This is a genomic window from Mucilaginibacter sp., assembly GCF_035492695.1.
Taxonomy (GTDB): domain Bacteria; phylum Bacteroidota; class Bacteroidia; order Sphingobacteriales; family Sphingobacteriaceae; genus Mucilaginibacter.
This window is the reverse complement of sequence record NZ_DATJJC010000007.1, coordinates 80639-100570: the sequence shown is the minus strand read 5'-3', so window position 1 is coordinate 100570 and position 19932 is coordinate 80639. Positions and strand designations below refer to the sequence as shown.

14 protein-coding genes are annotated in these 19932 nt (G+C 47.0%); 8 read left to right on the top strand and 6 right to left on the bottom strand.

Annotated elements, in window-relative coordinates; all coding sequences use genetic code 11:
• Window positions 1-140: 140 nt before the first annotated feature.
• The 5 genes from VL525_RS04650 to VL525_RS04630 form a co-directional block, all read right to left on the bottom strand.
• Window positions 141-1016 carry an AraC family transcriptional regulator gene (locus tag VL525_RS04650; protein ID WP_325383860.1) on the bottom strand — a complete coding sequence of 292 codons (876 nt, stop codon included), beginning with the start codon at window positions 1014-1016 and terminating at the stop codon, window positions 141-143.
• A gap of 276 nt (window positions 1017-1292) precedes the next feature.
• On the bottom strand, window positions 1293-2567 hold the full coding sequence (locus VL525_RS04645; RefSeq protein ID WP_325383858.1) for a hypothetical protein: 1275 nt from the start codon (window positions 2565-2567) through the stop codon (window positions 1293-1295).
• A 24-nt stretch (window positions 2568-2591) separates the two neighbouring features.
• Window positions 2592-4223 carry a RagB/SusD family nutrient uptake outer membrane protein gene (locus VL525_RS04640; protein ID WP_325383856.1) on the bottom strand — a complete coding sequence of 544 codons (1632 nt, stop codon included), beginning with the start codon at window positions 4221-4223 and terminating at the stop codon, window positions 2592-2594.
• A gap of 20 nt (window positions 4224-4243) precedes the next feature.
• On the bottom strand, window positions 4244-7444 hold the full coding sequence (locus VL525_RS04635) for a TonB-dependent receptor (protein ID WP_325383854.1): 3201 nt from the start codon (window positions 7442-7444) through the stop codon (window positions 4244-4246).
• 541 nt (window positions 7445-7985) lie between these two features.
• Window positions 7986-12218 (bottom strand): two-component regulator propeller domain-containing protein, encoded by a 4233-nt coding sequence (locus VL525_RS04630; RefSeq protein WP_325383852.1) that lies wholly within the window; start codon window positions 12216-12218, stop codon window positions 7986-7988.
• A gap of 273 nt (window positions 12219-12491) precedes the next feature.
• Here VL525_RS04630 and VL525_RS04625 point away from each other — a divergent pair, with 273 nt between their 5' ends.
• The 4 genes from VL525_RS04625 to VL525_RS04610 all read left to right on the top strand — a co-directional run bounded on the left by VL525_RS04625 (window position 12492) and on the right by VL525_RS04610 (window position 15523).
• A complete protein-coding gene (locus tag VL525_RS04625) occupies window positions 12492-13304 on the top strand; it encodes an ABC transporter permease (RefSeq protein WP_325383850.1) in 813 nt (270 codons plus the stop codon).
• A 9-nt stretch (window positions 13305-13313) separates the two neighbouring features.
• Window positions 13314-14087, top strand: a complete 774-nt coding sequence (locus VL525_RS04620; protein ID WP_325383848.1) for an ABC transporter ATP-binding protein — start codon at window positions 13314-13316, stop codon at window positions 14085-14087.
• Between the two features lie 14 nt (window positions 14088-14101).
• On the top strand, window positions 14102-15097 hold the full coding sequence (locus VL525_RS04615; RefSeq protein WP_325383846.1) for an MlaD family protein: 996 nt from the start codon (window positions 14102-14104) through the stop codon (window positions 15095-15097).
• An 84-nt stretch (window positions 15098-15181) separates the two neighbouring features.
• The gene (locus tag VL525_RS04610; RefSeq protein WP_325383844.1) at window positions 15182-15523 is read left to right on the top strand and encodes a hypothetical protein; all 342 of its coding nucleotides are present in this window, start codon (window positions 15182-15184) and stop codon (window positions 15521-15523) included.
• 143 nt (window positions 15524-15666) lie between these two features.
• Here the strand turns inward: VL525_RS04610 and VL525_RS04605 are convergent, their stop codons facing one another.
• A complete protein-coding gene (locus VL525_RS04605) occupies window positions 15667-17583 on the bottom strand; it encodes an SPFH domain-containing protein (protein ID WP_325383842.1) in 1917 nt (638 codons plus the stop codon).
• 274 nt (window positions 17584-17857) lie between these two features.
• Here VL525_RS04605 and VL525_RS04600 point away from each other — a divergent pair, with 274 nt between their 5' ends.
• The 4 genes from VL525_RS04600 (at window position 17858) to VL525_RS04585 (ending at window position 19867) form a co-directional block, all read left to right on the top strand.
• On the top strand, window positions 17858-18265 hold the full coding sequence (locus VL525_RS04600; RefSeq protein WP_325383840.1) for a hypothetical protein: 408 nt from the start codon (window positions 17858-17860) through the stop codon (window positions 18263-18265).
• A 119-nt stretch (window positions 18266-18384) separates the two neighbouring features.
• Window positions 18385-18924, top strand: coding sequence for a sigma-70 family RNA polymerase sigma factor (locus VL525_RS04595; protein ID WP_325383838.1), 540 nt, complete (start codon window positions 18385-18387; stop codon window positions 18922-18924).
• Window positions 18905-19177, top strand: a complete 273-nt coding sequence (locus VL525_RS04590; RefSeq protein ID WP_325383836.1) for a hypothetical protein — start codon at window positions 18905-18907, stop codon at window positions 19175-19177. The genes VL525_RS04595 and VL525_RS04590 overlap by 20 nt, the downstream gene beginning before the upstream one ends.
• A gap of 12 nt (window positions 19178-19189) precedes the next feature.
• Window positions 19190-19867 carry an ATP-dependent Clp protease proteolytic subunit gene (locus VL525_RS04585; RefSeq protein WP_325383834.1) on the top strand — a complete coding sequence of 226 codons (678 nt, stop codon included), beginning with the start codon at window positions 19190-19192 and terminating at the stop codon, window positions 19865-19867.
• The last annotated feature ends 65 nt before the right edge of the window (window positions 19868-19932 follow it).

The window sequence follows — 19932 nt, the reverse complement described above, 5'->3', positions numbered from 1 at the left end:
CTATTTTAACGTTTGGTGATTTGTTAATTGGTGATTAATGATTTGTTGACTTTTGACCGGTGACTTGTTAACTTGTGATTCGTGACTTGTTGCCCCTGGTCAACTAATCACCAGTTAACTAATCACCAATTAACCGATCACTAAATGAAAACCCTATTCCCTGTATAGGTCTCCCGGAACTCTTTAGGAATGCAGAACTTTTTGCGCTTGAATATCCTGTTAAAGTTTGAAATGTTATTAAACCCGCATTTGTAAGCTATCTCGGCGATGGTATTGGTGGTGTCGATCAGCATGCGCGAAGCATGGCCGAGGCGGATCTCGTTCAGGCTGTCAATGAACGTTTTACCGGTACGTTTTTTTATAAAACGACTAAAGGATGCCTCGGGCATGTTGGCTATCCGCGATACTTCGGCCAGCGAAACCTGCTTATTATAATTGGTGTTCATGTATTCAAATACCTTTTCGATACGGCGGCTGTTGTAATAAAACTTTTCGTTAGTAAATGCGAGGTCGGACAGCGTACGCATGTTGCGTGATATGGAAAGGTCGTGCAGGATGGACAGCAGTTCGAGCACCGAGTCGAACCCGGTCTTTTTGTCGAGCGAAAGCAACCTGTCCTTCAATGCTGAAATAGTTTCATGCGAAAACAATATACCGCGCTGCGACCGCTCCAGCATGCTTTTTACAAAACTCAACTGGTTGCGCCTCAGGAACTTCTCGTCAAACAGATCCTTATGAAACTGGATGGTAACTTCAGTTATCTCCTCGCTACGGCACTGGTGCGTAAACCAGGCATGATACAAATTAGGGCCTATCAGCACAAGCTCCGCATCGTCTATTGCTTCGATATGGCCCCCAACTACCCTTTTTGCGCCGTTTGCATTTAAAATGAGGTTCAATTCATACTCCTCGTGATAGTGCAATGGAAAGTCAAATTTCTGCTTCACCCTCGAAAAAATGGTAAAGCAATCACTTGGGGTAAGTGGGGTTATCTCCCGCATTACGTTACTTGTCATATCAGAATTATTAGGTTTTTGAGTCGGCCCAGCTATAATACAAATTTAACCTAAATGTAGTCATTTATTACACGCTATCAAATTGAACCCAGGCCGAACTACAATAATAACCATCGCTTTCAACCTGCCGGCAGTACCTGCCATTAACCAAAAAAGATGCCGCCAGTGCTGTTTTCTTAAAAGGAACCTATCAATGGCGGCATCGGGCATTAATCAACTGATCTTATGTTTAAGACCTACGAAGTGATTGCAACTTCGTAAGTCTTTTCAATGTTTTTATTTAATGAAGGCCACCTCGTCAAAATACATGGTCTCGTTAACATCGCCGCTCATTCCCTGCAAAAAGAATCCCAGCTGTTGCGCCGGCGTGCCGTTTGCCCAATAGTTGAGCAAGGTCGATTCTTTTGAATATGCAGTTGACGGTGCGGTAAGCGGTATTTTGACGAATGTCCAAACACCGGCCGGAACCTTAACCAACTGGCCCGCATAGGCATTGGCGTTTTGTACCTGCCCATATCCGCCGGCCATTTTATCACCGACAAGCACCAGCGTGTGGTCGGCTTTTCCCCCTTTAACCCAGAAGGTTAAATACTTGTACGCAGCATCGTATGGAAAGCTCGGGTACCAGTTGGCCCAGCCTTCAACTTGCCAGGCACCGGCAGGATAGCTTGCCTGGATAGAGCTTGTACCGCCAAACGCATGCGGGTTACCAGGCTGCGAGCCGGATGGACCCGACCAGGAGTTATCGCCCCATGAATTTTGGAAGCTGTCTTTGAAATAAATGTTATAGGCATTGTCGAGGTCGTTAAAAATAGCGGTCGACAATGTTTGGGCGCCGGTATTTTCGCCCGAAGTATAGGTAAATAACAATGGCGATTCGGTAACGGTACTGGCTGCCGGCATCTGCAGCACCAGCGTACTATCATTTTGCGATACTATGGTTACATCATCGCTCGTGGTATTCAGTTTTATGCCCGACACCGATGCAAAACCTTTCCCCACAAGGGTGATCTGTGAGTTAGCCCAAAAGTCGAAGTCGCTTACCTGCAGGATAGTCGGCGGCGGTGGTAATGTGGTGAAAGCGTAAGTAACTTTCCCGTGCAGCGTGGTTACTTCTAATGTGTTAGACTGGGGCTGAACATAGGGAATATTTGTAGGCAAGGTGAAAATAATCGAATTGTCGTTGCCAAGGCTTCGATTATAATACACGGTAACCCCATTGATGGTAAGTTTAGTGGCACTGCCCAAATTGGCACCAACTATCATATACATATTGCCCAAATTACCGGTTGCCGTAGTTGAATCAAACGCCGTAACCGATTTGTGGTTAAAATTGGTATCCGTGGTCATGCTCACAACCCCCGAACTATTGTAAGTTGTTGTAGTTTGAACAACGGTATCCAATACATATTTGTTGATGGTTTTTACCGAATTGATAGTAGGCACACCCGTACCCGGCGTATATCCCAGGCTGTCCTGCTTTTTACAGGAAACTATACTAAATACCACCAACGCCGGCAGTATCCAGTAATAAATTTTTGATAGTTTCATTTTCTTGTTCATATAAAATGTTACTTAATTGCTGAAATTGTAAGGCACCGGCGCTTTTATCAGGTTCGGATCGGTTGCCGACTCCACTACCGGCACCGGGAAGAAAAAGTTTGCGTCGGTTGGCGTGAGTTTGTTAGAATAAATTACCGGGTTATTATCGGCTGTGGTACTGTAGGTCCCTCTTTCCTGCTGGCTGATAATGGCAATAGCAGTAGGATGCTGTGTAGGGCTGATGGCCGACCCTTCGGTCTTATATCCATCTATACGGCACAGGTCGAACCAATAATCCTGCTCGAGGGCAAATTCGAGACGCCTTTCGTTGAGCAGTTGCTGATAGGTAAACGAAGTAACCGCCGGAACGCCTACACGCGCCCTCACCATATTAAAATAGCTGAGCGCAGTCGCATTCGAGGTGGAAGCAGTAAGCGGTATCCCGGTGCCGGGTTGTACTCCTGCTTCCTGGCCTAAAATAGCTTCTGCCTCTATCAACAGAACATCTGAATAACGCATGATATAAGTGTTGTTACCGGCAGCCTGTGCAGCGCTCTTGCCGCCGTTGTCGGCTGGTGTGCCTACCACGTATTTTTTTGCCGCGGCATTTTGATTTTGAGCACTTGCGTTTACCGGAAACCTGTAGCCTCCGGATGCCGCATCAAGGTCGGGATAAAAGCTGCCCGGCATCATAATTGTAGCATGCCTGCGGGTAGTATCGCCCCCTTCGGCGGCAAATGCATTTTGCAAATCGATGGAAGGGCCGAAAACGCCATAACCGTCGCCTGTGCCGGTGATAGTACTGTTATAGGCCCATGATGCCTGTATGGAGTTACCATAATCATAACCTCCGTTCGATATCCACTGCATAGCCAATATACTCTCCTTATTATTGTTAAAGGCAGTCTGGAACAGGTTTTCGTAAGTTGGCAGCAGCGAAAATTCGCCGCTGTTGATCACCTTTTCCGCCTCCTTTTGTGCATTTGCATAATCCTGCATGTACAGGTAAACTTTCGCCAGCATTGCCGATGCAGAGCCGCTGTCGCCATGCCCCGTATTTGCAGTACCTGACGAACAATTGGCTTCTGCAAATTGCAGGTCCCTTACCATCAGCGTATATACGTCGGAAATCGGGTTAGTGGGTACGGTTTGAAAATTAGCAATATCGTTTAGCGGATTTTCAACAATGGGCACATTTCCAAAAACGCGTACGAGGTAGAAATAGGCGACCGCACGCATTAAATGCGCCTCGCCGAGTGCATTATTGACCATGGACTGCGGCACGCCATCGATAGTAGGGGCCATATTAACGATCAAAGCATTACATTGAGCGATCACCGTAAAGGGAGAATCCCACGCAGCGAGTATTTCAGGATTGGCGTTTGGCGCCGACCAGGTTATAAAAGCATTTACATCCGACGAATAAGTAAAGCCATTACCGCTCGATAGTTCGGTAATTGCCCACCCTACTTTATTGTTCCAGCCAAACCACGGCGACCCGTACAAGCCATTGGTAGCAGCCTGCACCTGTGATGTGGTTTTATAATAGTTGCCAACCGTAACGCTGGACTGGGGCGGACGATTAAAGAAGTCCTTTTTGCAACCTGCAACAAGTATACTTGCCATTGCAGCCATGCCCGTAACGTATTTTATATATCTTTTCATATCAAATTTCTTTAAAAAATTTAAAACTGCGCATTAACTCCAATGGTGAAAACCCGTGGTGTTGGGTACCGTCCCATATCAACGTTCATTAAAAGCGGGTTTTGGTTAAACGACCCAACTTCCGGATCGAGGCCGGGGTATTTGGTAATAACAAACAAGTTTTGCCCGCTTACATATACTTTTAAACTGCTCATTGCTATGTATTTGGCCCATTGCCCTGGTAAATTGTATCCTAAACGCACATTTTGTAAACGCAGGAACGATGCACTTTCCAGAAACCGGTCAGACATTACCAGGTTAGGATTGCCGAGCCCGCCACGCGGTGCAGGGATATTTGAATTCGGGTTATTAGGTGTCCAGAAGTTTGCTGTCGAGGCTAACTGGTTTGTATACAAACCCGATAATCCGGCTGTTTGATATTCCAGCACATCCAGTATTTTACCGCCGTATGAGCCGTAAATAAATATGGACAGGTCAAAATCCTTGTACGAGAAATTATTGGTGAAACCGTAAGTAAAAGTAGGATTGGGATTACCAAGCGGCACCTGGTCGTTCTCATCAACTTTACCATCGTGATTTGTATCGGCATATTGCAAATCGCCCAGCCAAATGGTATTTCCCTGCGCGCTGCTAACCACCTGCGGCGAGGTGCCGGTAACGTTTTGCGGGTGCGTGGCCAGGTAAGCCAGCTGATCCTCCGTTTTTACCACGCCCTGTACTTTGTAACCATAAAACTCGCCGATGGGCTTGCCAACAATTGTTTTGGTGGCCGCTAAGCTAACGTAGGCCGTGCCAACAGACTGATTAATAGCCGGCGCACCGCTTAGGGAGGTTACTGTATTGGTGTAATGCGATAACGTTAGCGTTGTGTTCCATTTAAAATTCGTCGTGTTAATGTTACGGCTGTTGATGGTAAATTCAAAACCTTTATTTTCAATATTTCCGGCATTTATATAAGGCGGAGCAATACCGGCAGGGTTATCGCCGTATTCGTTGGGCCCGCCCAAAAGGAAATAAGGCAAAGGCTGCTGGAACAGGAAGTTTTTAGCTGTTTTATCATAAGCATCAAAGGTGATATCGATGCGGTTAAGCAGCGTCAGGTCGATACCCAGGTTTTTCTGGATGGTGGTTTGCCAGGTCAGGTTTGGATTAGCAACATTGTTGATAATGAACCCTGTGCCAAAAGCTGTAGCAACTCCTTTAAGCGACGCACCATATACGTATTGGGGCACACCGGAATTACCGGTGGTACCATAACCCAACCTGATCTTGATATTATCGGCCACTGATTTTATCGAGGCCATAAACGGCTCTTCCGATAACCTCCATGATACCGCTACACCCGGAAAATATCCAATTTGCTTATTAGGGTCGGGGTTAAAATTTGAGCTTTGGTCGCTGCGTATGTTGGCTGTAATGCTATACTTATTGTCGTAGGTATAAATAACACGCGCGATATACGATTGCATAACCTGGGTGCCTATTTGTTCGGCCACCGAAGCCCCGACCGCGTTGGCCAGTGCGATGCTCTGCACATTATTGCCTGCCGGGAAACCTATGCCGGAAAGCGGTATGTAGTTATAGTTGGATTCCCACACTTCGCGGCCGGCTAAGGCCGTTACATTGTGTTTGCCCCATGTATGCCCGTAGTTCAAATACTCTTTCCAGCTCCAGTATGTACTGCTTGTAATTGCACGGTTCAGGGTAGCGTTATCATTGTGGAAAGCCGAGATGCTGCCGGTTTGCCCGTAGGAATAAGTGGGATTGAAGGTTTGGCCATTGGCCCAGTTGAAATCCCCGTCAAGTTCGGAATGCAGCGTCAGGTCCCTGAAAAACTTTACATCAGCGTATATGTTGCCGTTGACGTTGCTCCTGACCAGGTTATTTGTAATATTCAGCGCCTGTTGTACCGGGTTAGGGCCGCCCTGAATTTGACCGTTAACCACCGACGGGCCGGCAAACGTGCCATCGGCATTGTAAACCGCCTGGTCTGGCGCTGCCAGCAACGCATTGTAAATAATACCTGTATTGCTGCCCAGGCCAACATTCTCGTTGCTGCGGCTGGCGCCAAAAACAGTACCTAATTTTAACCATTCCTTGGCTTGCGAATTTATTACGCCGCGTATAGAGTAACGATCAAAATCATACCCTAAAATTGTACCGTCCTGTTTAAAGTAACCTCCGGAAACATAAAAATCCGATTTGTCCGTCGCGCCTGATACGGCGATATTGTGGCTATGCTCAACTGCTGTACGGAAGATAGCATTCTGCCAGTTGGTACCAGGACCTAATATAGCCGGATTGGCAAATTCGGCCCTGGGCTGCGTACCAAAAACAGCAGCCAGCCTGTTTTGCAAAACCGCGTATTGCTGCAGGTTATCTACATCCAAAAACCTGCCCTGCTTCTGGAAGCCGACAAAACCGTCGTACGTTACTTTCGCGTTACCGGTTTTGCCGCGTTTTGTTGTAATGATAATAACGCCATTTGCGCCCCTGCTTCCGTAGATAGCACTGGCCGATGCATCTTTTAAAATATCTATCGACTCAATGTCATTCGGGTTAAGCAGTGCGAGGGGGCTAACCGTGGTTTCCATGTTAGAGGAACCCGGGCTGTTTAACTGTGCGCCGCCGCTGTAACCGCCGGCTGCATTACCGCCAACCTCGACCCCATCAATAACATACAAAGGCTCGCTTTGACCGAAATTATTGATCCCGCGGATATGCACTGAAGTTGCGCTGCCAGGTTCGCCGGAGTTTTGGGTCACCGTTATGCCGGCAGCCTTGCCCTGCAGCAACTGATCGATACTGGGCTGGGGGATGTCCTGTATCTGTTTTGCGCTGATGGATGAAATTGCACCGTTTACATCGCCGCGTTTTTGCGTGCCATAACCGATAACCACCACATCGTTCAACGCAGTTGTCGACGAACGCATCGTTACGTTGATGGTGGTTTTACTGCCCACAGCAATTTCCTGTGTTTCCATCCCGATAAATTTAAAAACCAGCGTAGCACGCTGCGGAACGGTGATGCTGTAAAGCCCGTTAATATTGGTGACAGTGCTAACGTTGCCACCTTTTACGGCCACCGTGACACCGGGCAGGGTTACCCCCTTGTCGTCGGATACCGTTCCCTTGATCGCTGTTCCTGTTCCCTGTGCCATAGCTGATGCACAGGTGAAGAAAGAAGCAAACAGCAATGCCATTCGTAGAAATTTTCCCATAATGAAGTTTTGTTTACAATTGATTTGATTTTATTTGCTTATCATAAAGACTTAAAAGCACCTAAAAAAACAGCAACCACCAATTCGCATTGATCTGGTAAAAGGTCATTGAACAGGGTACAACAGCCGGGCATCGCGACCGGTTATTACAGGCTGAAAAATTTATAAATGGCTTATTAAGTTTATATCGTTTAACAGAAGCTGGTTAGGCACTGTTAAATTTTCATTATAACAGGGGTAAAACTATATGCTATCCCATTTGCGGTTGTGGATAAATAGGGGCACAAATGTCAACCCATCACATTTAACTGATAAACAGATATTTACATTGAAAAATAACTACGGTATCGCTACAAAGTAGACAAATGAGCCCCTGCATTATGCCGCCGATACTTTTTAAAATGGTGGAATGACGTTATAAAAGAATGGCAAAATTGTATTTGTTTTGCGGGGCGCAAGGCGGTTGGCGATCAGGAGGGTTGATAAGCGAAGTCCCGCATGTGCGGAATCAGGGCGGGTCAAATGATAACGCGGACTGTATTTAGTTCTCCTTCTCCCCCTGCGCCATTTCCGCATACCGCGATGGGATAACATTGAATTCGGCCTTAAAGGCTTTGACAAAATACTTCTGGCTTTTAAAACCTACCTTATGGCCTATCTGCAAAATGGTGAGGTGGCCGGTGCCCAGCAATTGTGCAGCGCGTTTGAGGCGCATGGAGCGGACCAGTTCGTTCGGGGTTTTGCCGGTCATCATCAGTATTTTTTTGTAGAGCGTATAGCGGCTTACAAACATATCGTCGCTCAGTTCCTCGACCGAGAAGTTGGGGTTGGAGATATTGTTATCTATAAGCAGCAGAACCTTTTTAATAAACAGTTCATCGGGCGAATCCACCTGCACTTCGGTTGGGGTAACGTCTACCTGTTTCTGGTAGGTTTTGCGCATGTGTTCCTGCTGGCTCAGGATATTTTTGATCTTCGATAACAGTATCTCAAAGTTGAATGGCTTGGTCATATAATCGCTTGCACCGGTTTCAAGACCCTTCAACTGCTGCTCCTCGCCTATTAATGCCGTCAGCAATATTACCGGGATATGCGATGTGCGATTATCGTTTTTCAGTTTCATGCACAGATCAATGCCATTCATTTCGGGCATGCTGATGTCGCTTACCACCAGGTTGGGATGCATGGCCAAAGCTTTTTGCCAGCCCTTTTTGCCGTTTTCCGCTTCGATGATGTTAAACGCATCCTTCAGGTTATCCTTGATATAAAAGCGGAAATCATCATTGTCTTCCACCAGCAATACGGTTGGTTTCCGTGCGTCGCGGCCGGCAGCGGCCGGTGTCCCGTTTTTTTGCTGATTATCCGCAGGTATATAGGCAGGATCGTGATCGATCGTAGTGGGCTTATCGGTAAACAACGACTTATCCAATTGCTGTAAAGGCAATACTACGGTAAAGCAGCTGCCCTGGTCAAATTCGCTTTCGACAAAAATACGCCCCCGGTGCAGCCGCACAAATTCGCGGGTAATGGAAAGCCCTATACCGCTACCCAGGTTGAGCATGGAACCCGGAACATCATTTTGAAAAAAGGGATCGAATATCTTTTCCATTTTATCGGCAGGTATGCCGATGCCGGTATCTATCACTTTGATCTCCAGGCGCTGGCTGCCACGGTCATCGGGTGCTAAAACATTCAGCAGCACGCTTACCTGCCCGCCCTGGTGGGTAAACTTATAGGCGTTGGATAACAGGTTGAACAGGATACGTTCTATTTTATCATGATCGAACGTAGTATAAAACTCATCCGCTTCCGAATCGAACATAAAAGTGATATGTTTTTGTTCGCCAATGTCATTAAACGAATAAGATAGTTCCTTAATAAACCTGACGATGTCTCCCGGCTTTTCGTGCAGTTTAAGTTCCTGGTATTCCATACGCCGGAAATCGAGTAACTGGTTCACCAGGTTCAGCAAGCGGCGGGCGTTACGGTTCACCAAATGCAGCTGACGCTGAATATCGGGCTCGGATACCTGCTTCAGTATCTTATCAACAGGCGCCATAATAAGGGACAATGGCGTGCGGAACTCATGACTAACATTGGTGAAGAAGCGTATCTTCATCAGGTCGAGCTCGTGCATACGCTGGGCCTCTTCACGCTCATTTTCCAAAGCAAACTGAAGGCGCAACTTGCGGATACCTTCGCGGCGGATATAAAGCAATGCGGCTATAATTACCGCCGCATAAAGCAGGTAGGCCCAAATGGTTTTCCAGAAAGGCGGTGTGATGACGATATTAAGCATCAGTTGCCTGCCATTCCAGCCATCCTTGTCGGAGTTGCGTACCCTGAAAACGTACGTACCCGCGTCAAGATTAGTGTAGGTGGCTTTACGTATCTTATTATCAACCGATATCCAACCAGGGTCAAACCCATCCATTTTAAACTGGTATTGCACTTTATCAGGGTTGAAATAATTAAGCGCCGCAAAATCGAGTGAAAACGAGTTCTCGTTATATTTCAAACTGACCGACTTTGCTTCGGTAATGGAATGCGGCAGTATAACGCGTCCGTTGGTCTGCACACCAGGATTCAGGCTCTCGTTAAATATTTCGAAACCTGTGAATACGAGGTTGGGTAAGCTTTTGCTCGAGCGTACATCAGATGGTTTAAAAATATTGAACCCGTTACTCCCGCCGAAAAGGAGGAAGCCATCGCGTGTGCGAAGCGATGAGTTCTCGGTAAACTCCCTGCCCTGCAGCCCGTCGTTCTCATTGAAATTGATAAAGCGAAACTTAAGGCCGGCCTGCGAACGAGTGACGGTAATATTCGACAGCCCGTTAGGTGTACTCGCCCACATATTGTGATGGTTGTCTTCCTCTATGTCGCTAACCGTATTATCGGGCAGGCCATCCTGTTTTGTGATATTGGTGAACTTACCGGTTTCAGGGTCAAAAACACTCAGACCCTCGCGCGTGGTCACCCATATCAAACCGGCGCTGTCCTCGTGTATATTATTGGTGTTGTTATTTACAATGCTGTATGGGTCTTTATCATCGTGCAGGTAATGCACAAACTGGTGTGTCTTTTTCATTAAAACATCCACCCCGTAAGATGTTACTATCCAAAGATTTTTCCGCTTATCCTCCAGCATAGCGCTGATATAGTTGGAGTGGATGGCATTGTCGATGCTGCTGTACTGTATATGCGAGAATTTTTGAGTTTTTGTATCCAGCACATTTACCCCGCCGGCGGTGGTTCCAACCAGTAAACGGTGTTCCGAATCTTCCAGTATCGAGCATACCCGGTTCTCGGAAATGCTTCCCGGATCAGCATCGCTATGCTTGTAATGCCGGAAAGTTTTGCCATTGTAACAGTCGAGCCCGCCAAAATAAGTGCCAAGCCAAAGGTTTTGAGCATGGTCGATAAACATATAAACAACCACATTATTGGCAAGGCTGTTCGGGTCGTTCGGGTTATGCAGGTATTGTTTAAAGCTGCCGTTCTTCCGGTTAAAATAGATCAGTCCGCCACCATTGGTACCTATCCAGATGTTGCCTGCTTTATCCTCGGCGAAATTGTTGACATCACTAAAGGGTAAACTGTTCGGATCGGAAAGGTGATGGGTATAATGTGCAAATTTGATGATACCGGGGTGGTAATAACTTACCCCTGCTTTGTAGGTTCCTATCCAGATGATACCGGTATCGTCCTTGTAAATATAAACCAGGCTGTTTTGGCCCAGGGTTTTAGGATCATCCTCGCGGTTAAGCAGGTAACGGATGCTAAAATCGCGCTTGTTCAATAAATTGATACCGCCATGGTCGGTAGCTATCCACATGCGGCCCTGGTCGTCTTGTATCACATTGGATATGACATCGGTATTTAAATGCGCCGGTCCGCCGCCCCTGCCAATATGCCTTAATGCGGTATGCCTGTTATCCAGGTAATAAACACCGGAGGAATACGACGGTGCATAAACCCACAGATCGTCCTGGTTATCGATGTAGATCTTATAAGAAGTATTTAAGCCGGGCGGCAGCCTGGCAGCCGCATACGAACGGTAATCGACATGGTAGGTTTGCCCGCTGATACGCTCCAGGACACCGCTGTAATAACTGAGCCAGATATTGCCTTTGGAATCCTGTGCCAGGTCGGATACCGTATTGGCATAGATCGATGTAGTATCTGCCGCAGAATGGTGCAGGCGCGTAACTATTCTGGTTACCGGGTTATACCTGAAAAGGCCCATCGTGGCGTTCAAAAACCAGTAGTTTCCCTGCCGGTCCTTTTTTATAGCAGTAATGCGTGCGTCGGGCACAGAGATGGACCTGAGATACCCGCCGATATTATGACTGAATTTTTCGGTAAGCGGATCGTAAATGTTATAGCTGGTGCGCGATTCGACCCACAATTTTCCGCCCGGCCCTTCGCTTATGTTAATGATATAGTCGTCATTTAACGAAGATGAATCGCTTGCCGAATGTTTAAATACTTTAAACCGGTAACCATCGTACCTGCTTAAGCCCGACAGTGTGCCAAACCACATAAAGCCCTTGCTATCCTTAAATATGCAGTTCACCTGGTTGTGCGAAAGGCCATTGTTGATATCAAGCCTGGAGAATTGGAACTGGTCGCCCTGCGCCTTTAACAGACTGGCTGTCAAAACCATAGCAAACAACAGGATCAGGCGCCGGCACATCATTTTAAGGCTGGGAAACAGGTGAAATTGGTTTATAATACTGATTGTCAAAAATACCCGCTTTACAAAGTAGTGCATAGTACTTTTTTGACATTTTATGCATTAAACGATGTAAAATACTAAAAATAGTGTTTTACTGACTGCAAAAACATCATGTATTTAAAAAGTTACCCGCTTTTATTACATCAAGCCCTGCAAAACCGAAAGGGCTGCTTTTACGTTATTGAAAAAGCTGCAATATGAGTAAGTATTAAATATTTGTTTATATAAAATCATTTTTAGTACAGTACCCATAAGTTTTGCAGCCGATGATTATTACTATCTCTATAAATATTTACCTTTGTCGCCTTAATGGATAGCGCAAAAAGCTTACAGGAAACACCCAAGGAAAAAAAAGGTCCGTCTATCAGGCAACGCCTGGCGGATACTTTCGCCACACTGTATAAGATCAATAACTTTATTCTACGTTTTTTTAAGGAGGCATTTTTGCCCCCTTTTGAACTGAAAGAGGTAATGCGGCAGTGTTATGAAACGGGAGTACGCTCATTTACGCTGATCACTTTTACCGGTTTTGTTACCGGTTTGATATTTACCAAACAGTCGCGGCCTTCGCTGTTAAGCTTCGGTGCACAATCATGGCTGCCCTCGTTGGTATCCATTGCTATTATGCGTGCGCTGGCTCCCCTGATAACCGCATTGATAGCTGCAGGCAAAGTAGGTTCGAGCATCGGGGCCGAGATAGGTTCGATGCGGGTAACCGAGCAGATAGACGCTATGGAAGTATCGGGCACCAAGCCATTTAAGTTCCTGGTATGTACCCGGGTGCTGGCCACCACGCTTACCATTCCTATCCTGGCAACTTATACAGGGTTTATTGCCCTGGTTGGCGGATACCTGAACGTTGCAGTGAACGAGGGTACAAGTTGGGCAACATTTTGGGAGCAGGTTTTTGAGCCGCTGACCTTTGTCGACTTTATTGCCTCGCTGGCCAAGGCTATTGTTTTTGGGTTTACCATAGGTATTGTAGGCTCTTACCAGGGCTATTATTCCACCAAAGGCACCGAAGGTGTGGGCAAAGCGGCGAATGGCGCGGTGGTAACGGCTATGTTTTTAGTTTTTGTTGAAGAAATACTGATCGTACAGATAGCGGGATGGTTCCGCTAAAATAAAGAGATGGATAAACCAAAGGCACATATCGACCATAACGACACCGTGATCAGGATACGGGGGCTTGAAAAAGCATTCGGCGATTTCCAGGTATTGCGCGGCGTCGACCTTGACCTTTACCAGGGCGAGAACCTGGTGGTGCTTGGCCGGTCGGGTACCGGGAAATCTGTGCTTATCAAGGTTATATCAGGCTTGCTTACGGCTGATAAAGGCGAAGTGGTTGTACTGGGAGAAGATATGAACACCATATCGGACGCCAGCCTGCAGGAATTGAGAAAACGCATAGGTTTTTCGTTCCAGAACAGCGCCCTTTACGATAGCATGACGGTTAGGAAAAACCTGGAGTTTCCGCTGGTGCGTAACCGCAAAGGCGTAACACGCAAGGAAGTAAACTCGTCGGTCGAGTCGGTGCTGGAGGCGGTGGGTTTGTCGCATACCATTAACCAGATGCCGTCGGAACTTTCAGGCGGGCAGCGTAAACGTATCGGCATTGCACGAACGTTGATCCTGAACCCCGAAGTTATGCTGTATGATGAGCCCACAGCCGGGCTTGACCCCATAACCTGCCTTGAAATTAACGACCTGATAAACGAGGTGCAGGAACGCTATCATACTTCGTCCATCATCATTACGCACGACCTGACCTGTGCCAAAAGCACAGGCGACCGGATAGCTATGCTGCTTGACGGGCAGTTTCAGCGTGTCGGTTCGTTCGATGAAATATTTGATACCAACGACCCGCGCGTAAAACCATTTTTTGAATATAACTTTATACAATAGAAAACCATATCAATATGGACAAATCAGAAAACCGGAAGGCAGTTATCGTAGGCATTTTTTTAGCCCTGGGACTTGTCATCTTCGTGGTTGGCATATTAACATTAGGCAGCGCGCAAAAAACATTTTCAAAAAGCATCCATATAAGCGCAACCTTTGACGATGTTGCCGGCCTCAAAAAAGGCAACAACGTGTGGTTTTCAGGTGTAAAAGTAGGCACCATCAGCGATGTTCATTTTACCGGACCGGCCCAGGTGGATGTAAGAATGAGCGTTGACCAGGAATCGCAACAATATATCCACCGCAACGCTGCCGTCCATATCGGCTCGGACGGGTTGATCGGTAACAAAATTATCGTGATTGACGGCGGCAGTCCGCAGGCGCCGATAGTACAGGACGGCGACGTGCTGCAGACAGCCAAACTGCCATCGACAGATGACATTATGAACACCCTGCAAAAGAACAACGAGAACCTGCTGGCCATCACTAAAGATTTCAGGCAGCTTAGTCACCAGATACTGGCGGGCAAAGGCACCGTTGGCGCATTGCTGGCCGACAGCACCATGGGGCAACAACTAAAAGCATCGATGCGCAATTTGCAGGTCACTACGCAAACAGCGGCGGCAATGGCGGCGCAGTTAAACGCTTTCAGCAAAAAAATGAATACCAAAGGCGGCCTTGCCGATGAATTGCTTACTGATACGGTAACATTTAATAAGCTGCGCGCAACAGCAACCCAACTGCAGCAGGTGGCCAACAACGCCAATACCTTTGTTGAAAATATGAATACCGCCAGTAAGAAACTAACCACTACGGATAATGCCCTGGGCGTATTACTGAACGACCCGAAGGGAGCGGAACAGGTACGTACCAGTTTAAACTACATACAGCAAAGCACCATTAAACTAAACGACGACCTGGAAGCGGCGCAGCATAACTTTTTCCTGAAAGGTTTCTTTAAAAAGAAAGCAAAAGCAAAGGCAGATAGCCTGAAAAAGGCGAATGGGAAATAGTTCATGGTTCATAGTTCACGGCCAATATTGGCTATCGGCAGTTTTCCGCTATGAACTATGATCCATGAACCATGAACGAAAAAAATGAAACCCGGCGATAAAGTGATATGCATTGATGCCAGTATCGACCCGGAAAAGGCGGAGGAGATACGGCGTGATTTCGAGATATGGATAACCAAGGACAAGGAATATACCATACGCGAGATACTGGAGAATAATGGTATTGTACCCGGCGTTCTGCTGGATGAGGTACACAATTTCCCGAAATATTTTAAGCTGATAGACCGGATGCAGGAGCCTGCATTTGCCATCTGGCGCTTTCGTAAACTGAATTATGCTACCGGTACTGCGGAGGAAGTGCGGGAGGCGGAGTTGGTGGAAGTTGGGAAGCCGGGAATTGCAGAACCGGGGAAACAAGGTCAATAAATTCTGCCCTCTCATTGTCATGCTGAACGCAGTGAAGCATCTATTGGTACCACAATATTCAGCAATAGATTCTTCGCTGTCGCTCAGAATAACAGACAAAAAAGGCGCACCTTTCGATGCGCCGATATGATTTATCATTAAAATTATTCCGTCCTTTTGTCAGGAGCGTCATCCTTCTTTTTGGGCTGATCTTTTTCTTTGGCTGATTCGGCCTGCAGCTTTTTCAGCATTTCGTTACCTATCAGGGCGTCTATCATGCCATTACCCTCGCCGGATTTGCCACTTACTAAAATATCGGGAACCAATTTGATACGATTGCTGGCCAGCGTTTCGGCCACACGAACGATAGCATACTGCTCCGAACCCATAGCCTGGGTTTTCTGCTTGGTTACTTCGGCTTCTGCCAAACCGATAGCTTTGATCTTGCCGGCTTCAGCGGTACCGTTTACCTGCGTAGCGTTAGCATCGGCAGTAGCGTTCACGGTCTTCACTTCGGCATCGGCCTTAGCGTTGATGGTTTTCACTTTGGCGTCAGCTTCGGCATTGATGGTTTTTGATTCGGCCTCACCCTTGGCTGACGCTACTTTTGAAGCGGCCAGCTGCGTGTTTATTTCCACCTGGCGGGTCGATTTTACCACCTCGGGCTGCATATCGGCGCCGGCTTTGGCGCTTTCAAATTCCTTACGTTCAACCTGGGCATTACGCTGTATTTCGTAAGTGATCTTTTCCTGTTCGGCCAGTTTACGGTCGGTCAGGGTTTTCATCAGGGCTTCCGGTGGCACAATGTCGCCGATCAGCGTATCCACACCAACCACATTATAATCGGCCAAAACCTTGCTGATATGGTCCTTCGCATCATTCTGCCTTTGCACGCGGTTAGCCAGGAACTCGATCACGTCACTCTTTTGTGCCGAGTTACGGAAATAGTTGGCTATGGTTGGTTCCAATACCTGCGAAACCAGGTTTTTCATATTACCAAAACGGGCGATCACCTTTGGCGCTTCATTGCGCGGTATATGGATGATCTGCGACACGTCGAGGTTAAATGTAAACCCGTCGGACGAGCGCACCGTAATGGTACACAGGTTCTTGTCCAGTTCGTGTGCCTCGGTGCGGCTGTTGGCCCAGTTAAGCACAATGTTGGTAGTTGGTACAATTTCAACCGCGTGGGTATAAATATTTACCGGGTGCTTACCGGGGTCAAGCGGTTCGTCCCAAACGCCTTTTTGTTCCTTCTTTACAATGTTGCCATGTTTAAAGCTATCGCCGCTGGTATCCTTCCCTTCCGGACCTACGAACGAGTTAACAACGCCCACATAACCGATAGGAATGTAGATCATATCCACCTGCTCCACAATAACAAACCAGGGGTTAAGGTAATAGGTACCAGCCAGTATCACATCCTCCTGCAAACCCTTGCGGCCGCCGGCATTGATAAAGGCAATTGGGTCCTGGTAGTTTTTATGGCCCGCAACCGAACCGCCGGCAATTTCGCCCTTGTTAAGGGGTTCGCCGTCGAGCGTGGTCACTATCCCGACCTTATTTTCATGGATCTGGGTGATAGGCACCATTTCGATCTCGAACAAAAAGTTGTTGATACGATAGTTACCCGGCGTTAAAAATGCAGCCTGCGGACCTTTTTGCCCATTGTTCTGCAAAAACGCAACCGCATCCTGGAACTTGTCGCAATCCACAGGCTTACCCAGTACACGGCCGGTATCTAATATGGCACCATCCTTAGCCTTTACCAGGCCCAGTTTATTTTGTTCGATAATGGTAAACGGCGCCATGGTGATAGCATATTGCCACGGCCACATACCCCAATATAAACCAGGGGCCAGGGTTTGAGCCTGCATACCGGCTTCGCCATTAGTGGCGATGATACGGCCGTCGGGAAGGCGCCTGTTACCCGAAAGGACATACTTTTTTACTACAAGACCGATACGGTCATCAGGAACGATAACCATACCAAAAAACACGCGGAGTACAAATTTGTACATCAGCAGGAGCACTATAATGGGCACACCCCACCATAGCGACTGGATCAATAAATTGTTCATCTTTTTATGTTGATTTTTAAAACGGGAACCTTAAGGTGCGGCTCCCTCACAGAAACTTATAGCTTGTATTGGCCTTAGCTATATAGCGATATTTAGATACGTGTACTTGCATATTGTTACAAATTGTGAAAGGTTTTCGATAGTCAAATATGCTTTTTGCGATGCGGATTTCCAACCGAACTACAAAAAATATTTCAGTTGATGCCCCGGCGGGGTTATTTGTTTATCTTCTGGCGTATTTTACCCATATTTGGAATACAGCATAAATATCAGCATGGCACGTCATCTTTCGCTCTTATATTCTTTCATAGGCTTATTACTACTTGTATCCTGCAAGCAGGAAAAAGTCAAGCTTAAGTCCGGCGACCTTTACGGCAAGTGGAAATACATTAAAGTGGAAAACCCATACAGCCATCCGCCGGACAGCGTGAAAAACGAGGAGTTACAGGTACAGAAGCCTTATATTTTGTTCAGTAAAGATAGTTTGCAAATATGGTGGGGCGGCGGCATACTTTCGCGGGGAAGCTATAAGGTGGAGGGCGACAGCATTCGCTTTACAGAAATTATGACCGACGGCAAAACCCGCGAATTTCCGTTCATCGTAACTAAACTCGCGGGTAAGTACCTGGTGTTTGAAACCAGCGGCGAAGATGGATCAAGGGTGACGGCGGTGAAGGAGTAGGCAGTTGACAATTGGCAGTTAACAGTGGGCAGTTGGATCATCAACTATCAGCAATTAATTTTTTAATAAAAAGGTGATACTTTAACGTCAATTCGCACTTATCAATAAACGACAGTAACATGACTGAGCGCACAATTTTGGTTAGTACAATGGAAGAAAGGGAAAAGCTTTTCATCGCTTTATACAAAGGCGCTTTCCCTGCGGTGGCGCGATACGTCAGCAAAATGGGTGGCACGTTTGATGAAGCGAAGGATATTTTCCAGGATGCGCTGGTTATTTATTATGAAAAGGCGGTTGCCGGCGAGCCTGACATCAGGATAAACGCTAAAGCCTATTTAATGGGCATTGCCAAACATTTATGGTTGAAGAAATTCGGGGTAAACAGCCGGCATGTTTCGATAGATGGTATTGACACGGAAGAGGCTGAGGATGTCCGGGTGTCGGACAGCAGGCTGCTAAACTTCCTGCAAACCGCCGGTAAAAAGTGCATGGAACTGCTCCGCTCCTTCTATTACGACCAACTGCCGCTCAACGATATTGCCGAAACATTTGGCTTTTCTGGCGTACGGTCGGCAACGGTGCAGAAATACAAATGCCTGGAAAAAGTAAGGGAAACCGTTAAAGAAAAAGCATTGACCTATGAGGACTTCCTTGATTGAAACCGAACAGATAGAGGCGCACTTGCTGCAGCTTTCGGATACCGGGAACGCCCTTGTGTTCGAGGCAAAGATGCTGCTCGACCCGGAATTGACGGATAACGTATTGTGGCAACAGAAAGCTTATCATATAGTAAAACTTTATGGCCGCGACCAGTTGAAACGGGAGATAGAATCGGTTCATCAACAGTTATTCAAAGACGAACAACACCAAAGTTTCAGGCAAAAGATCATGCGCTTGTTCACAAAAAAGTAATCTAACAACATCATGAATATCGACAAAAATGAGTTCCGCAAATACGCGGTGGGGCATCGCCATGTCCAAAGTTTGCAATTAGATAATTATATCTCGAAGATGGAAAGCAGCATTTATGCCATGACACCTTATATCATGGAAGAGCGTGAAATGCGCATGTCGCAGATGGATGTTTTCTCGCGCCTGATGATGGACCGCATTATCTTCCTGGGCGCAGCGGTTGACGACAACATCGCCAACATCATCCAGGCGCAGATGCTTTTCCTGCAATCGGCCGATGCGAAAAAGGACATCCAGATGTATATCAACTCGCCAGGCGGTTCGGTATATGCGGGTTTCGGCATTTATGATACCATGAACCTGATAGGGCCCGATGTGGCCACCATTTGCACCGGTATGGCGGCATCAATGGCGGCGGTACTGCTATGTTCTGGCGCGAAAGGCAAGCGGGCGGCGCTTACCCACTCGCGGGTAATGCTTCACCAGCCTTTGGGTGGCGTACAGGGACCAGCTTCGGACATAGAAATAACCGCACGCGAAGTATTGAAAGTGAAAAAAGAGCTTTACACTATACTGGCCAAACATAGCGGGCAGGAATATCAAAAGATACATGATGTATCAGACCGCGACTTTTGGATGGTGGCGCCGGAGGCGAAGGAATTTGGAATAATAGATGAGGTGCTTTCCTGAGTGAATGGTGAATGGTGAATAGTGAGTAGTGAGTAGTGAATGGTGAATGGTGAGTAGTGAATGGT

Bases quoted from the DNA above. Each gene is read 5' to 3' on its own strand.
- VL525_RS04650 (WP_325383860.1), bottom strand. From the start codon at position 1,016: ATGACAAGTAACGTAATGCGGGAGATAACCCCACTTACCCCAAGTGAT.
- VL525_RS04645 (WP_325383858.1), bottom strand. From the start codon at position 2,567: ATGAAACTATCAAAAATTTATTACTGGATACTGCCGGCGTTGGTGGTA.
- VL525_RS04640 (WP_325383856.1), bottom strand. From the start codon at position 4,223: ATGAAAAGATATATAAAATACGTTACGGGCATGGCTGCAATGGCAAGT.
- VL525_RS04635 (WP_325383854.1), bottom strand. From the start codon at position 7,444: ATGGGAAAATTTCTACGAATGGCATTGCTGTTTGCTTCTTTCTTCACC.
- VL525_RS04630 (WP_325383852.1), bottom strand. From the start codon at position 12,218: ATGCACTACTTTGTAAAGCGGGTATTTTTGACAATCAGTATTATAAAC.
- VL525_RS04625 (WP_325383850.1), top strand. From the start codon at position 12,492: ATGGATAGCGCAAAAAGCTTACAGGAAACACCCAAGGAAAAAAAAGGT.
- VL525_RS04620 (WP_325383848.1), top strand. From the start codon at position 13,314: ATGGATAAACCAAAGGCACATATCGACCATAACGACACCGTGATCAGG.
- VL525_RS04615 (WP_325383846.1), top strand. From the start codon at position 14,102: ATGGACAAATCAGAAAACCGGAAGGCAGTTATCGTAGGCATTTTTTTA.
- VL525_RS04610 (WP_325383844.1), top strand. From the start codon at position 15,182: ATGAAACCCGGCGATAAAGTGATATGCATTGATGCCAGTATCGACCCG.
- VL525_RS04605 (WP_325383842.1), bottom strand. From the start codon at position 17,583: ATGAACAATTTATTGATCCAGTCGCTATGGTGGGGTGTGCCCATTATA.
- VL525_RS04600 (WP_325383840.1), top strand. From the start codon at position 17,858: ATGGCACGTCATCTTTCGCTCTTATATTCTTTCATAGGCTTATTACTA.
- VL525_RS04595 (WP_325383838.1), top strand. From the start codon at position 18,385: ATGACTGAGCGCACAATTTTGGTTAGTACAATGGAAGAAAGGGAAAAG.
- VL525_RS04590 (WP_325383836.1), top strand. From the start codon at position 18,905: ATGAGGACTTCCTTGATTGAAACCGAACAGATAGAGGCGCACTTGCTG.
- VL525_RS04585 (WP_325383834.1), top strand. From the start codon at position 19,190: ATGAATATCGACAAAAATGAGTTCCGCAAATACGCGGTGGGGCATCGC.